Origin of the sequence: Rhodococcoides trifolii (assembly GCF_014635345.1) — a bacterium.
GTDB lineage: Bacteria > Actinomycetota > Actinomycetes > Mycobacteriales > Mycobacteriaceae > Rhodococcoides > Rhodococcoides trifolii.
In genome coordinates this window covers 164,050-177,476 of record NZ_BMCU01000003.1, presented here as the reverse complement: position 1 = coordinate 177,476, position 13,427 = coordinate 164,050, and the positions used below count along the sequence as shown (strand labels likewise).

The 13,427-nt window shown below is 65.6% G+C and carries 16 protein-coding genes; 9 read left to right on the top strand and 7 right to left on the bottom strand.

Annotated elements, in window-relative coordinates; genetic code table 11:
- The first annotated feature begins 51 nt into the window (after positions 1 to 51).
- Positions 52 to 699 (top strand): sigma-70 family RNA polymerase sigma factor, encoded by a 648-nt coding sequence (locus IEW02_RS14080; RefSeq protein ID WP_188545486.1) that lies wholly within the window; start codon positions 52 to 54, stop codon positions 697 to 699.
- A complete protein-coding gene (gene rsrA / locus IEW02_RS14075; RefSeq protein ID WP_188545485.1) occupies positions 696 to 971 on the top strand; it encodes a mycothiol system anti-sigma-R factor in 276 nt (91 codons plus the stop codon). The genes IEW02_RS14080 and rsrA overlap by 4 nt, the downstream gene beginning before the upstream one ends.
- Before the next feature lie 90 nt (positions 972 to 1,061).
- On the opposite strand, the gene IEW02_RS25475 is transcribed toward rsrA, so the two are convergent.
- Positions 1,062 to 1,136 (bottom strand): 50S ribosomal protein bL37, encoded by a 75-nt coding sequence (locus tag IEW02_RS25475; RefSeq protein WP_370878772.1) that lies wholly within the window; start codon positions 1,134 to 1,136, stop codon positions 1,062 to 1,064.
- A 145-nt stretch (positions 1,137 to 1,281) separates the two neighbouring features.
- On the opposite strand from IEW02_RS25475, the gene IEW02_RS14070 reads away from it, so the two are divergent.
- A complete protein-coding gene (locus IEW02_RS14070) occupies positions 1,282 to 1,497 on the top strand; it encodes a biotin/lipoyl-binding carrier protein (protein ID WP_188545484.1) in 216 nt (71 codons plus the stop codon).
- Between the two features lie 31 nt (positions 1,498 to 1,528).
- Entirely contained in the window at positions 1,529 to 3,016 is a 1,488-nt protein-coding gene (locus IEW02_RS14065) for a sensor histidine kinase (RefSeq protein ID WP_188545483.1), read from the top strand.
- Positions 3,017 to 3,072: 56 nt separating this feature from the next.
- Here the strand turns inward: IEW02_RS14065 and IEW02_RS14060 are convergent, their stop codons facing one another.
- On the bottom strand, positions 3,073 to 3,327 hold the full coding sequence (locus IEW02_RS14060) for a WhiB family transcriptional regulator (RefSeq protein ID WP_188545482.1): 255 nt from the start codon (positions 3,325 to 3,327) through the stop codon (positions 3,073 to 3,075).
- A 281-nt stretch (positions 3,328 to 3,608) separates the two neighbouring features.
- Entirely contained in the window at positions 3,609 to 4,565 is a 957-nt protein-coding gene (locus IEW02_RS14055) for a diacylglycerol/lipid kinase family protein (RefSeq protein WP_188545481.1), read from the bottom strand.
- A gap of 70 nt (positions 4,566 to 4,635) precedes the next feature.
- Here IEW02_RS14055 and IEW02_RS14050 point away from each other — a divergent pair, with 70 nt between their 5' ends.
- Positions 4,636 to 5,067: a hypothetical protein gene (locus IEW02_RS14050; RefSeq protein WP_188546120.1), complete on the top strand. Its 432-nt coding sequence runs from the start codon at positions 4,636 to 4,638 to the stop codon at positions 5,065 to 5,067.
- Positions 5,068 to 5,070: 3 nt separating this feature from the next.
- Here the strand turns inward: IEW02_RS14050 and IEW02_RS14045 are convergent, their stop codons facing one another.
- Positions 5,071 to 5,676, bottom strand: a complete 606-nt coding sequence (locus IEW02_RS14045) for an acid phosphatase (RefSeq protein ID WP_188545480.1) — start codon at positions 5,674 to 5,676, stop codon at positions 5,071 to 5,073.
- Between the two features lie 170 nt (positions 5,677 to 5,846).
- Here IEW02_RS14045 and IEW02_RS14040 point away from each other — a divergent pair, with 170 nt between their 5' ends.
- Both IEW02_RS14040 and IEW02_RS14035 read left to right on the top strand, forming a co-directional pair.
- Positions 5,847 to 7,439, top strand: a complete 1,593-nt coding sequence (locus IEW02_RS14040) for a DHA2 family efflux MFS transporter permease subunit (protein ID WP_188545479.1) — start codon at positions 5,847 to 5,849, stop codon at positions 7,437 to 7,439.
- A 53-nt stretch (positions 7,440 to 7,492) separates the two neighbouring features.
- Positions 7,493 to 8,284: a ParA family protein gene (locus IEW02_RS14035; RefSeq protein ID WP_188545478.1), complete on the top strand. Its 792-nt coding sequence runs from the start codon at positions 7,493 to 7,495 to the stop codon at positions 8,282 to 8,284.
- A gap of 9 nt (positions 8,285 to 8,293) precedes the next feature.
- On the opposite strand, the gene IEW02_RS14030 is transcribed toward IEW02_RS14035, so the two are convergent.
- Together IEW02_RS14030 and IEW02_RS14025 are read right to left on the bottom strand one after the other, a co-directional pair.
- On the bottom strand, positions 8,294 to 9,520 hold the full coding sequence (locus tag IEW02_RS14030; RefSeq protein ID WP_188545477.1) for an Rv3212 family protein: 1,227 nt from the start codon (positions 9,518 to 9,520) through the stop codon (positions 8,294 to 8,296).
- 11 nt (positions 9,521 to 9,531) lie between these two features.
- The gene (locus IEW02_RS14025) at positions 9,532 to 11,136 is read right to left on the bottom strand and encodes a DEAD/DEAH box helicase (RefSeq protein WP_188545476.1); all 1,605 of its coding nucleotides are present in this window, start codon (positions 11,134 to 11,136) and stop codon (positions 9,532 to 9,534) included.
- Between the two features lie 235 nt (positions 11,137 to 11,371).
- Here IEW02_RS14025 and IEW02_RS14020 point away from each other — a divergent pair, with 235 nt between their 5' ends.
- Together IEW02_RS14020 and IEW02_RS14015 are read left to right on the top strand one after the other, a co-directional pair.
- On the top strand, positions 11,372 to 12,052 hold the full coding sequence (locus tag IEW02_RS14020; RefSeq protein ID WP_188545475.1) for a ferritin-like fold-containing protein: 681 nt from the start codon (positions 11,372 to 11,374) through the stop codon (positions 12,050 to 12,052).
- Between the two features lie 105 nt (positions 12,053 to 12,157).
- Positions 12,158 to 12,394, top strand: a complete 237-nt coding sequence (locus tag IEW02_RS14015; protein ID WP_188545474.1) for a DUF3107 domain-containing protein — start codon at positions 12,158 to 12,160, stop codon at positions 12,392 to 12,394.
- A 126-nt stretch (positions 12,395 to 12,520) separates the two neighbouring features.
- Here the strand turns inward: IEW02_RS14015 and fasR are convergent, their stop codons facing one another.
- Positions 12,521 to 13,174, bottom strand: a complete 654-nt coding sequence (gene fasR, locus IEW02_RS14010) for an HTH-type transcriptional activator FasR (RefSeq protein WP_188545473.1) — start codon at positions 13,172 to 13,174, stop codon at positions 12,521 to 12,523.
- Positions 13,175 to 13,427 lie beyond the last annotated feature (253 nt).

Sequence of the window (13,427 nt, the reverse complement as noted above, 5' to 3'; positions counted from 1 at the left end):
AGCAGTAGGCACGTGAACAGGGTGGTCGTCCTCCCGGTAACCTCGGGTGCGATGGCTACCGAAGGGATCAGCGTGGCTGACGACGACCGATCGACAGCGGAGACGCCCGAGGAGCTGACGGCACGGTTCGAGCGCGACGCTCTCCCTCTGCTCGATCAGCTGTACGGCGCCGCTCTGCGCATGACTCGAAATCCGGCCGACGCCGAGGATCTGGTCCAGGAGACGTACGTCAAGGCATATTCGGCGTTCAAGAGTTTTCGTGAGGGCACGAACCTCAAGGCGTGGCTTTACCGCATTCTGACGAACACCTACATCAACTCGTACCGCAAGAAGCAGCGGCAACCGGCGCAGTACCCGACCGACGAGATCACCGATTGGCAGCTCGCGGCCACCGCCGAGCACACCTCGGCGGGTCTGAGGTCGGCGGAGGTCGAGGCTCTCGACGCCCTTCCGGACGACGACATCAAGGCAGCACTGCAGGCGCTCCCGGAGGAGTTCCGAATGGCGGTGTATTACGCGGACGTCGAGGGTTTCCCGTACAAGGAGATCGCGGAGATCATGGGCACCCCGATCGGGACCGTGATGTCCCGGCTTCATCGCGGGCGCAAGCAGCTGCGCGGTCAGCTGGCGGGCGTCGCGCGCGAACGTGGATTCAACCGTAACGGCGCTGTCGATGCGCACGAGGGGGTGTCGCAGTGAGCGGCGAGAACGAGTTCGAAGATCTGGATTGCTCGGCGGTGATCGCCGACGTGTGGACCCTGCTGGACAACGAGTGCGACGAAGCGTCACGGGTGCGGGTGCAGAAACACCTGGACCATTGTGGTCCCTGCCTCGAGGCGTACGGGATCGAAGAGAAGATCAAATCGCTGATCGGTCGCAAGTGCGGAGGCGAACGTGCGCCGGAGGGCTTGCGTGAACGTCTGACCATCGAGATTCGTAGGACGGTCACGATCGTCGACGACGGACGCTGAGTCTGTTCGACGCCGACGTCGTTCTTCGCGAGAGAAGACAACGAGGGCCGGGACGCAGTGCGTCCCGGCCCTTCGTGTTGCGCGAGCGTCTCAGCTGTTCGGCCTCTTGCCGTGATTCGCCTTGTTGCCCTTGCGTGCGCGCTTCTTGCGTCCCCGCTTACCCATGATTGCTTCTCCTCTCCTGCTCGTTTTCCGACCGGACTTCGGCCTACCGGTCGACCGTTGCCACACAGTCTTTCACGTGTGGTTGGCTGTACCCACTCGCGGCCGGTGGCAGCAGCCGGTCCGACCGCAGACGGAGGGATTGTCGATGGCGGAAGACGTACGAGCGGAGATGGTGTCGACCGTCTTCCAGATCGTGGTCGCCGAGGGAGATCAGGTGTCCGAAGGGGACACACTGGTCGTGCTGGAATCGATGAAGATGGAGATCCCCGTGCTGGCCGAGAGCGCCGGAACCGTGACCTCCGTCGGGGTGACCGTCGGTGACGTCATCCAGTCCGGCGATCTGATCGCGGTCATCTCCTGACCCGCCCGCCTTCGGTCCGTCGTGGTGTCTCGTGTCCACACTGAGCGATCTACTGGCCGAGCACACCGATCTGCCCGGCGAGGCGGTAGACCATCTGCAACGGGTCGTGGGGGAGTGGCAACTGCTCGCCGACCTGTCCTTCGCCGACGTTCTGCTCTGGGTCGGGGTCGACGACATCGACAGCCGGGACAACGTCCCGGTCCTGTGCGTTGCTCAGTGCCGGCCCACCACGGCGCCGACGGCCATTCCGGTGGACATGGTGGGAGCCACCGTCTCACCCGACGAGCACCCGCACGTGCTCGAATGCCTGCGGTCGAAGGACATCGTGCGCGCCGGCGACGAGATCACCGGACCTCGCGATGCGATTCCTGTCCGCGCAGGCGAACACGTCATCGCGGTCCTCACCCGTGACACGGCGCTGAATTCGTCCCGACCGCCGAGCCCACTCGAGCAGGCGTACCGCGAGTGCGCCGACGACCTGTGCCGCATGATCAGCGAAGCGTCGTTTCCGCTTCCGGACGAGAAGACCGACGTGAATTCGAGCCCGCGGGCCGGCGACGGCTTCGTCCGCCTGGACACCACGGGGATCGTCTCCTACGCCAGCCCCAATGCGGTGTCGGCATACCACCGTATGGGTTTGACGACGGACCTGTCCGGCCATGACCTGGCGTCGGTCACACGAGCGCTGATCACGGATCCGTTCGACAGCCAGGAAGTGGCAGATCACATCAGGGGGGCTCTGACGGGTGTGGGTGGGCACCGCATGGAGGTCGACGCACGCGGGGCGACCGTCTTGCTGCGGACTCTGGCGCTGCGCCCGCGCGCCGAGTCGGTGGGCGCGGTCGTCCTGGTCCGGGACGTCACCGAGGTGAAGCGACGGGACCGCGCCCTGCTGAGCAAGGACGCCACGATTCGCGAGATTCACCATCGAGTCAAGAACAATCTTCAGACCGTTGCGGCATTGCTTCGGATGCAGTCCCGACGGCTCGAGAACGAAGAGGCGCGCCAGGCCCTCAGCGAATCCGTGCGGCGTGTCACGTCGATAGCCCTGGTGCACGACATGCTCTCGATGTCGGTAGACGAGGAGGTCGACCTCGACGAAGTGGTCGATCGGCTGGTGCCGATCATGGTCGACGTCGGTTCCGTGTCAGCCCATATCCGGGTCGTTCGTTCCGGAAGTCTGGGCGTTTTCGCCGCCGAGCGCGCGACGCCACTGGTGATGGTGCTGACCGAATTGGTGCAGAACGCCATGGAGCACGGTTTCGACCGAGACGCGCACGGCACCGTCACGGTGCAGGCAGATCGGTCGTCCAAGTGGTTGGACGTGGTGGTCCACGACGACGGGAAGGGACTTCCGCCGGGATTCAGCCTGGAGCGTTCGGATCGCCTGGGGTTTCAGATCGTCCGGACTCTCGTCGATGTGGAACTCGGTGGTTCTCTCGGGGTGCATCCCGGACGCAGCGGCGGAACGGACGCGGTGTTGAGAGTGCCGCTCGGACGACGCTCGGGCCGATCCTGACACACGAAAGCCCGACACCGTGACGGTGCCGGGCTTCGGTGAACGAACTTGGTGGGCTAGACGCTCGACCGTGCCCGCGTCCGCGCGTTACGACGCTTCAGCGCACGACGCTCATCCTCGCTCATGCCGCCCCACACGCCGGCGTCCTGTCCCGACTCGAGTGCCCACGTGAGGCAGTCGGCGGTGACGGGGCAGCGATTGCAGACAACTTTGGCATCGGCGATCTGAGCGAGAGCGGGACCACTGTTTCCAACCGGGAAGAACAGCTCCGGATCCTCGTCGCGACAGATAGCTTTGTGGCGCCAATCCATCCTGGTACTCCTTACTGGGCGCACTCCTACGCCATTGCGTTTCGAACCGTTCATGTGTGCGTACTCAATGTTTCCGCACTGTTACTTGTGAATGCTTTCACGAACGGTGGGGAAGTCAAGAGATAGCCACTGTCCGGTGGCCAAGCTCACTTTGTTATCGTCTTCTGCAGTTGTGCCGTTCTCCGTTGTACCTCGTCGGCGATGTTTTCGCTCGTCAATACGGCTGCGAGTCTCGAGGTTTGTCGCAGATCACGGACCCGAGAGGTCCGGTCGGCCGCAGGTCACGACCGTGAAGGCGCTACCACTTCCAGTGCGTCGGGTGCCGAGAAGAACTCGACATCGGTTCGCAATCCCAGGTAGTCGCCGTCGATCTGCAGCGCGGTCGGTTCGGTGGCCCGAATTCGCACGGACGCCACGTCGTCCGCCCGCAGCAGGTGCTTCGAGTGCGGTTGTCCGTTCCGCACGAGCAGCTGCCGCGCCACGCGGAGTGTGGGGAGCACCTTGGTCGTCGTCATCGCGAACACGCCGAGTCCGGTGTCGAACGACGTGCCCGGATTCGTGTGCACCGGTCGTTCGTCGAAAAACGTCCACGGATTCGAGTTGGTCACGAATGCGTAGTGAATTCCGTCGACCGTGCGTCCGTCCGGAAACTCGACGGTCAAACGGGGATCGCGACTCTTGTTGCGGAAGAATGTTCGGACCGTTGTTCTGACGTACCGCGTAGGTGATACCAGACCCCCGCCGCTCCGACTCGAGTCGATGGCCGCGCACACATCCGCGTCCAGTCCGAGACCGCCGTTGAACAGGAACCACCGTTTGTCGCAGTGGCCGAGTCCGATCCGCCTGCGCGAATGACCCCTGATGAGATCGATCAGCTGATTCGTCGCTTCGACCGGGTGATTGTCGATGCCCAGGGAACGGGCGAACACGTTGGCCGACCCGCCCGGAACCACCGCCACCGGCGGTATGGGTCCGATGGTGACCGATTGCATCGACGTCGGCGCAGGCACGCCCAGGAGACCGTTCACAACTTCGTTGACCGTGCCGTCGCCGCCGTGCACGATGACCATGCCGACTCCGCCCAGCCTGGCCTGACGCGCGAGTTCGGACGCGTGTCCGCGGTGGGTGGTATGCGCAACCGACAGTTTCACCCGGCTCGACAGGGCGTGAACGACGAGGTCGCGGACTCCCGCTGTCGTCGACGTGGCGTTGGGGTTCACGATCAGCAAAGCTCGCACGGACCATCACCCTAGTGCCCGGGGCGCGTTGCTCTACCCTGGACCGGTGCCGATCACACTGCCCGAAGGCATGCCGACCGGTCTGCCCGGAGGCGACGTCCCCGCCCCGATTCGGTGGGCCGGGCTCTTGGTCGCACTCGAGGGATCCGCGGCAGTCGGTGTCGCCGTCGTGCTGCTCGTGCGTAGCCTCCTCGGACACGAACAGGGTGCCGCCAACGGGTACGGAACGGCGTTGTGGTTCCTCGTACTCGGCGGAGCCGTCGTCACCGGCGGTGTCGCCCTCGCGCTCGGTCGTCGCTGGGCTCGCGCCATCGCCGTCGTGGCGCAACTGCTGCTGCTGCCGGTGGTGTGGTCACTGCTGACGGATTCGCAGCAGCCGCTGTGGGGCTCGCTGCTCGGCGTGGTGGTCGTCGCCATACTCGTTCTGCTGTTCAGCCCTCCGGCATCGCAGTGGCTTGCCCGCGACTACATCGCAACCGACGACGAGGACCAGCAGGACTGACGTTCACTCCTCGCGCGGAGTTCGCGAATCGACGTTGTGCGTGATGACCTGGTGGTACGAATGCTCGTATCCGACAACGGAATACGAAGCCGGATCGAGCGCGAACCGCTTGCCCTCGGTGGCCGCGAATTCGGCCCATCGGGCAATCAGCACGCGAGAGAAGTGTCCGTGGCCCACGAGCACGACGTCTCGTTCCGACAGAGCCGGCTCGGCAACGGACAGCACCATGTCCGCACGTGCGGAGACAGAATCGACCGTCTCTCCCCCCGGGCACGGGTGGGTCCACACCGTCCAATGGGGAACATGGACTCTGATCTCGGGAGTCGTCAGGCCCTCGTACTCGCCGTAGTCCCATTCTCCGAGCGCATCCCAGGTGCGCTCGATCGCCAGACCGGCCAACTCGGCGGTGTGGGCAGCGCGCCGACGCGGGCTGCTCATCACGAGGGGGTGGTGCAAGTCGAGTTCGGCGATGGACCGCCCGGCCGTACGTGCCTGACGCTCACCGTAGGGCGTCAGCGGAATGTCGGTGATCCCGGTGTGGCGCCCGTCGGCCGCCCACTCGGTCTCCCCGTGGCGCAGCAGAACCAGCCGTCGTCGCTCGCGTTCCATGAGGCAATGATGCACGTCGACATGCGCGCCGGTCTGCGCCGGTCGAGTGGGTGACGTCGGTCGCCGAAGGTAGGATTCGGCGAATATTCGGTGGCACCGACTGCGGATCTGGGGTTCGATTCACGTCGTCGCCCGCGACCGATCCCGCTCCGTCGAGACGAGAGATGCTCATGACCGAAACGTCGAAAACCCCCGAGTCCTCGAAGAGCACCGGGTCGTCGAAAAGCACCGAGTCGACGCACATCACCGACTCGTCGACTGCACCTCCGCCTCTCGACGCGGCCGTCCTGAAGATCGCCGGCGTGATCGTCATCGGCGCGATCATGTCCATCCTCGACGTGACTGTCGTCAGTGTGGCCCTGCCGACTTTCGCCTACGAGTTCCAGACGTCCTACGCCAACGTCGCGTGGACCATGACGGGCTACACCTTGGCGCTCGCGACCGTCATCCCTCTCACCGGGTGGGCGGCTGATCGCTTCGGCACCAAGCGCCTCTACGTACTCGCTCTGGTTCTGTTCGTTCTCGGATCCGTGCTGTGCAGCTTCGCGTGGGATGTCACCTCGCTCATCGTCTTCCGCGTCCTGCAGGGTTTCGGCGGTGGCATGTTGATGCCGCTCGGAATGACGATCCTGACCAGGGCCGCCGGCCCGGAACGAATCGGTCGCTTGATGGCCGTCCTGGGCGTTCCGATGCTTCTCGGTCCGATCGCGGGTCCGATCCTGGGTGGCTGGCTGATCGACGCCGCGAGTTGGCACTGGATCTTCCTCATCAACGTGCCGATCGGAGTCCTGGCCCTCGCTGCCGCCCTGATCATCCTGCCGAAGGACAACGCCGAACCGTCGCAGTCCTTCGACTTCGTCGGAATGCTGCTGCTGTCACCGGGTCTCGCCCTCTTCCTCTTCGGGGTGTCGTCCATTCCCGAGACCCAGACCGTCATGGCCACACGAGTTCTACTTCCCGCCGTCGTCGGCCTGATCCTGGTGGTTGCCTTCGTGTTTCACGCCCTACGAACAGAGCACCCGCTGATCGATCTGCGGCTGTTCCAGAACCGAAGCCTGACCGTCGCGGTGGTGGCGATGAGCCTGTTCGCCGTGGCGTTCTTCGGTGCCGGCCTACTGTTCCCGAGCTACTTCCTCCAGGTGCGGGGTGAAACCACGCTCGCCGCGGGACTGTTGCTCGCCCCGCAGGGTCTCGGCGCCATGGTGTCCATGCCGATCGCCGGCCAACTCGCCGACCGCATCGGACCGGGAAAGATCGTGATCACCGGCATGGTGCTCATCTCGGGAGGCATGTTCGTCTTCACTCAACTGGGGTCGACCACCTCTTATGGTCTGCTGCTCGGAGCGCTGTTCGTGATGGGCCTCGGCCTCGGCGCCTCGATGATGCCGATCATGACGGCGGCGTTGCAGACGCTGAACGACGCGTCCGTGGCGAGAGGGTCCACGCTCATGAACATCGTGCAGCAGGCCGCCGGTTCCATCGGCACCGCAGTGATGTCCGTGGTGCTGACGAATCAGCTCCAATCGCGCGAACTGGCGTCGGCCGCCATCGCCGCACAGCAGAGTCCCGAGGTGGCGGCGTCGCTTCCGCCCGGGGCTGGGGAGACCGGACTCGCCCAAGCCGCAGATGCGTTCGGAAACACGTTCATGGTGGCGCTCGTGCTGATCGTGATCACCTTGATCCCGGCATTCATGTTGCCGCGCAAGAAGTTCGAGGCTTCGACCGACTCGGGCGTAGGAAAGCGGGCAATCGTCGTCCACTGACTCGGTGTGGGTCGCCCTCGCTCCGGCAGTCGAACTGGGGAAGGATCAACGCGGTGACGACGATTCTGGCTGTGGCCAACCAAAAAGGCGGCGTCGCCAAAACGACGACCGTGGCGTCTCTGGGTGCCGCCCTGGCGGGACTGGGCCACAAGGTGCTGGTGGTGGATCTCGACCCGCAGGGATCGCTGACCTTCTCGCTAGGGCACAACCCCGACCGTCTCGAGCAGTCGGTGCACGAGGTGTTGACGGCCGGTGTTCCCGCCGCAGACGTCCTGCTCGACACGCGAGAGGGGGCGCAGCTGCTGCCTGCCACCATCGACCTTGCCGGGGCCGAGGCGTTGTTGCTGATGCGGCCCGGGCGGGAACACACCCTCGCCCGCGCACTGAAGCCGATCGTGGACGACTTCGACGTCGTGATCATCGACTGCCCACCGTCACTCGGCGTGTTGACCCTGAACGGACTCACGGCCGCGGACTCGGTGCTGGTACCGCTGCAGTGCGAGACGCTGGCGCACCGCGGCGTCGGTCAGCTCCTGCGGACGGTCTCCGAAGTTCAGCAGATCACGAACCCGGGTTTGACGATGCTGGGTGCGCTTCCCACTCTCTACGACGCACGCACCACGCACAGCCGCGACGTTCTGGCCGACGTCTCCGACCGGTACGACATCGCCGTCCTCGACCCGCCGATCCCGCGCACGGTGCGCTTCGCCGAGGCGTCCGCGTCGGGAGCGACCGTGCTCACGGGGCGCAAGAACAAAGGTGCAGTGGCGTATCAGGCTCTGGCGAAACAGCTTTCGGACCACTGGACCAAAGGCAAGGCGCTGAAGACGTACGTCGCCGACTAGACGGGCGGCTCACGCCAACGCAACCAGGTCCGTTCCGCGTTGCTCGAGGACGGTGGTTCCGAGAACGGCGAGACCGACCGGGCCCGTGTAGCCCCCACGGTCCACGATGATCGTGTTCTCGATGCGCCCGGTGCCCGGGTCGATCACAGCGAGACCGGCTCGAACCGGGACAAGAAGCTTCCCGGCCATCGGTACGCCCGCTCCGAGCGTCTCGCCGACCGACCACCGCGTCGCCAGATCCGTCTGTGCAAGACCGAGAGTGGTCTCTCCGGTCCACCACGCCAGGACACTCCCGGTCTTGACCACGTTGCGACCGTCGCCTCCGGTCGTCGTGGCCGCTGTCGCAAGAGGCCACGCTGTCACGAAATTCGAGGACCCGTCGAACACGCCGACCCGTGCGACCGCGCCTCCGCTCGGGGGTAGATACATCCCGATTCGGTCGCCCGCGACCGCCAGAATGCGGGCGCCGGAGTCCCCCGGGGGAACGTCCGTCAGAATCGTGGAGCCGTACGGTTCCGGCTTCGAGTTGTCCTTGGGCGCCGGGTTCATCGTCGTCAGTCGGGGTCCCTCCTCGCCGGGACATTGCTCGAGCACCGCCACCCTGCTGCTGCTCGATGCCGTCGAGAGGAGTTGGCATCCCGACCGAGGTTGATCACCGGGATTGACGGGTGCGTCGACGCGCCCGTATTCGAGCGTGCGCACCAGGTCGGATCGCCAGACCTCCATCCGGGTGCTGCCGCGCGAGCTCACGTAGGTCCCGTCGGTCGACAGCGACACGGCATCGTCGGCATCACTGCCACGCTGAGCCGTGCGCGCCCCGGTCGAACCGTCGAGTTCGGTGACCTGCCCACACCCGCGGTCGTCCGAGTAGACCGCGACCGCTGTGTTCCAAGCGGCGATCACAGAACAGAGGTCGACGTCGCGGGTGTACGTCCACAAGGGGGCCCCGGACGTCGGATCGAGCCCCACGACGGTACTACCGGACGACGAGACCACCGTTCCGCCCGCTGTCATCGGCACGGTGCCTGCGGTGTCGGACCGCCGCCAGGTCTCTCGAAGGGTCCCCGGCACAGACGTCGCCACCGAAGGTCTAGGTGCCGGTGTCACGGCTTCCGACGACGTGGTTCCGCGGGCGTTGCTGCCGAACCACACCAGAGCCGCAGCGATGATCACGACGAGCGCGATCGCGGCTGCCACCGCGATGTCGACGCGTGTCCGGCGTTCGGGTGCGAGCACGTGTGGCGGATTCAGTCCGCGGCAGGCGCCGATGCGGACGAGCGGCGCCGACGACGCCGGCGTGGTGCCGAGCTGCCTTCACCGGACGTGTCCGGTGTCGCCTCGCCGGACGACTGTGGCGACTCCACGTCGGACGCATGGCCTGCGCCGGAGCCACCCCCGCGGGTGCGGCGACGCGAGCGGGAACGACGAGGTTCGCCGGCCTCGTCGGGACCAGCCTTCGGCGCCGCCGACGGGCTCTCGTCGACCTTCGCCGCCGCACGCTCGGCGACAGGCTTCGCGATGCTGCCCTTGGCCTCGGCCGGGATGTCCATCTCGGCGTAGAAGTGGGGCGAGTTCGAGTACGTCTCGACGGGATCGGGGATGTCCAGGCCGAGGGCCTTGTCGATGAGCTGCCAGCGGGGGATGTCGTCCCAGTCGACGAGGGTGACGGCGATACCTGTACGTCCTGCACGGCCGGTACGGCCGATCCGGTGCACGTAGGTCTTCTCGTCCTCGGGGCACTGGTAGTTGATGACGTGCGTGACGTCGTCGATGTCGATGCCGCGTGCAGCGACGTCGGTCGCCACGAGCACGTCGATCTTGCGGTTGCGGAAAGCGTTCAGGGCCTTCTCTCGCGCGATCTGGCCGAGGTCGCCGTGCACGGCACCCACGGCGAATCCGCGTTCGGCGAGATCGTCCGCGACTTTCTGCGCGGTCCGCTTGGTCCGCGTGAAGATCATGGTTGCGCCGCGGCCTCCGGCCTGCAGAACTCTCGCCACCATCTCGGCCTTGTCCAGAGCGTGTGCGCGGTAGACGTGCTGGGCGGTGCGCTCGTGAATCGAAGAGGAGTCCGCCTCCTCTGCGCGGATGTGCGTCGGCTGTGTCAGGAAGGTGCGGGCGAGCGTGATGATCGGCCCGGGCATCGTCGCCGAGAAGAGCATGGTCTGGCGTTTGTCCGGGACCATGCCGAGGATGCGCTCGATGTCGGGCAGGAAGCCGAGGTCGAGCATTTCGTCGGCCTCGTCGAGAACGAGGACGCCGATCTTCCCCAGGATCAGATGGCCCTGCTTGGCCAGATCGAGGAGTCGGCCGGGAGTGCCGACGACCACGTCGACGCCGGAGCGCAGGGCTTCGATCTGCGACTCGTAGGGGCGACCGCCGTAGATGGACAGCACCGTGACGTGTCCACGGGTGGAGTGCAGGTGCTTGGCCGCATTCTCCAGGTCGCTCGCAACCTGAACGCACAGCTCGCGTGTCGGAACGATGATGAGCGCACGCGGGGTGCCGTCGAGGTCGATGGTGCCGGTGCCGTTCGTCTGGCCGGACGCCAGTCGGTGCAACAGCGGGACGCCGAATCCGAACGTCTTTCCCATTCCGGTGCGTGCCTGGCCGATGAGGTCGTCGCCCGCGAGTGCGAGCGGCAGGGTCAGTTCCTGAATGGCGAAGGTGCGTTCGATACCGATGTCGTCGAGTGCGCGCACGATCTCCTCGCGCACGCCGAGCTCGGCGAAGGTGGGTGGTACGTGGGTGGTGTCGATGGTCGCGGTGACGGTGGTGCCCACGGGGGCAACCTCGCTGTCGACGGTGATCTTGCTCAGTGGTCCGGCCTTTCTCGTGTTTTCGCTTGCGCGCACGATGAAAGGGCCAGGCCGAGATACGGCCGATGTCGATGCCCTCGATCCGGCGATGTCCTCGCTGGGCCCATCGCTGACGCGGGGCCTGATCGAGAACGCGAATCAAGTGCGCGCGCAGTGTCTGTCGAGCGAGCACGGCTTACCGCAGACTCGCTCTGCGCTCATTCTACCTGGTGGTGGGCCCGGGAGTCGCAACCCCGCGTCGGGCGGCCGCGCGGCGGTAGTGTCTGCGGGCATGGGAGCCAATCCGTCGAACTCGACCACCTCGTCGGTCGCCGCCGACCATCCGGGGATCGTCAGCCTGTTCGGCGTACTCGCCTACGGCGAGATCTCGGCGTTCTACCGCCTCGTGGAGGATGCGCGGTTGTCGCCGTCTCTGGAGGGACGGATCGCCCTGGCCAGCATGGCGGCCGCCGAGATGAACCACTTCGAAGCGCTCGAGATCGCTTTGCGTGAACGCGGGCGTGACGTCCTGTCCGTCACGGAGCCCTTTGCCGGCGCACTCGACGCCTATCACGCGTCCACCACACCCTCGACGTGGATGGAGGTGCTGGTCAAGACCTATGTCGGCGACGGGCTGGCCGCCGATTTCTACCTGGAGATCGCTCACAGCCTCCCCGATGACGTCAGCGCCACCGTTCGCGAGGTCCTCGCGGAAACCGGACACTCGGAGTTCGTCGTCCAGGAGGTACGCGCGCGAGTCACCTCGAGTCAGCAGGACAAGGATCGGCTGATGCTGTGGGGGAGACGCCTGTTGGGCGAGGCCATCACACAGGCCCAGTTCGTTCTGGCGCAGCGGGAGGAACTGACCGATTTGGTCATGACTGCCTCCGGCGACTTCAACGGCATCGTGGCTCTGTTCGACCGCATGCAGGAGCGGCACGCGGAACGCATGACCGTCCTCGGCCTCGTGTGAGGCACGCGCCTGTTCGCTCAGGGCGTGTGCGCGGCAGCGGCGCCCGTGCTCGGCTCTGCACTAGCCTGAAAACGACAACGTGATGACTATGTTCGGAGGTTGACCGTGGAGGTCAAGATCGGTATCGCGGACAGCCCGCGTGAGCTCGTCGTGAACAGCACCCAGACACCCAGCGAGGTCGAAGCGCTCGTGTCCACTGCTTTCGGTGGGGAGGGAGTGCTGTCCTTGGTGGACGAGAAGGGCCGCAAGTACCTCATCCCGGCCGCGAAGGTCGCCTACGTGGAGATCGGCCCGTCCGATGCTCGGCGTGTCGGGTTTTCCTCACCGACGCCACAGCTCTGACGCACTAGCTCTGACGCCCCAGATCCTGACGCACTGACACCGAAAGCCCCGCACCGATCCGTTCGGTGCGGGGCTTCTTCGTGTGTCGAGGCAGCTGGGTCGACCGAAAGCTAGGTCGACCGAAAGCTAGGTCGACTGCAGCGGAACCCGCGAGAGCCCGCCCCACGCCAGCGTCACCGTCGTGTCGACGGCCTCTTCCTTGGTGATGGGACGGTCTGCTTCCAACCAATAGCGAGCGGTGAACTGGCTGGCTCCGACGAGACCGACTGCGAGAATGCGCGCGCGGTGTGGGTCGAGTCCGGAGTCGTGGCTGACCAGGTCGAAGACGGCGTCGACGCACGCCTCGGTCGCCTGATCGACGCTCCGCTGAACTTGTGGGTCGCCCATCAAGTCGGATTCGAACACCAAACGGAACCCCTGCGAATCGTTGTCGACGAAATCGAAGAAGGCGAAGACGGCTGCACGAACGCGGCGGTTGTTGTCGGTGGTGGACCTCAGTGCCTGGCGGACTCCCGCGATCAGGCTGTCCACGTAGCTCTGCAGAACCGCGAGGTAGAGATCCAGTTTGCCTGGGAAATGTTGGTAGAGAACAGGTTTGCTTACTCCGGCGCAGTCGGCGATCTCGTCCATACCGGCAGCGTGATAGCCGCGGGCAACGAAAATTTCACTCGCTGCACTGAGCAGCTGCGCGCGTCGTGCGTCGCGTGGCAGGCGGGCACTGCGGCGGCCGCCTCCACCCGGAGTGCCCACGGAAGAACTCCGATCGGCGACGTCAGTCATGAATGTTCAGCCGTTCCCATCCGCTGCGGCGACATTCGGCCCCGGGTCTCGAAGCTCAGTCGGTGTGCAGCACTCTCGGTCAGATCGTGACGACATTACCCCGGCGCGCCAGAGCTGCGTCTCGGTTGCGTATGAGAACCTGGTTCGATGAGTGACCGCGGGGGAACTGGACACCCACGAACGGACTCCGTGCGTGATCGGTCGGGCAGGCCGGGTAGGCCGGAGGCCGGTCGTAATTCAACGGACCGCCATT

What these genes read in the sequence shown, in the direction of transcription:
- IEW02_RS14045 (WP_188545480.1), bottom strand. Translation starts at nt 5,676, where the DNA reads ATGGAACGCGAGCGACGACGGCTGGTTCTGCTGCGCCACGGGGAGACC.
- IEW02_RS14060 (WP_188545482.1), bottom strand. Translation starts at nt 3,327, where the DNA reads ATGGATTGGCGCCACAAAGCTATCTGTCGCGACGAGGATCCGGAGCTG.
- IEW02_RS14080 (WP_188545486.1), top strand. Translation starts at nt 52, where the DNA reads ATGGCTACCGAAGGGATCAGCGTGGCTGACGACGACCGATCGACAGCG.
- IEW02_RS14040 (WP_188545479.1), top strand. Translation starts at nt 5,847, where the DNA reads ATGACCGAAACGTCGAAAACCCCCGAGTCCTCGAAGAGCACCGGGTCG.
- IEW02_RS14070 (WP_188545484.1), top strand. Translation starts at nt 1,282, where the DNA reads ATGGCGGAAGACGTACGAGCGGAGATGGTGTCGACCGTCTTCCAGATC.
- IEW02_RS14020 (WP_188545475.1), top strand. Translation starts at nt 11,372, where the DNA reads ATGGGAGCCAATCCGTCGAACTCGACCACCTCGTCGGTCGCCGCCGAC.
- fasR (WP_188545473.1), bottom strand. Translation starts at nt 13,174, where the DNA reads ATGACTGACGTCGCCGATCGGAGTTCTTCCGTGGGCACTCCGGGTGGA.
- IEW02_RS14050 (WP_188546120.1), top strand. Translation starts at nt 4,636, where the DNA reads ATGCCGACCGGTCTGCCCGGAGGCGACGTCCCCGCCCCGATTCGGTGG.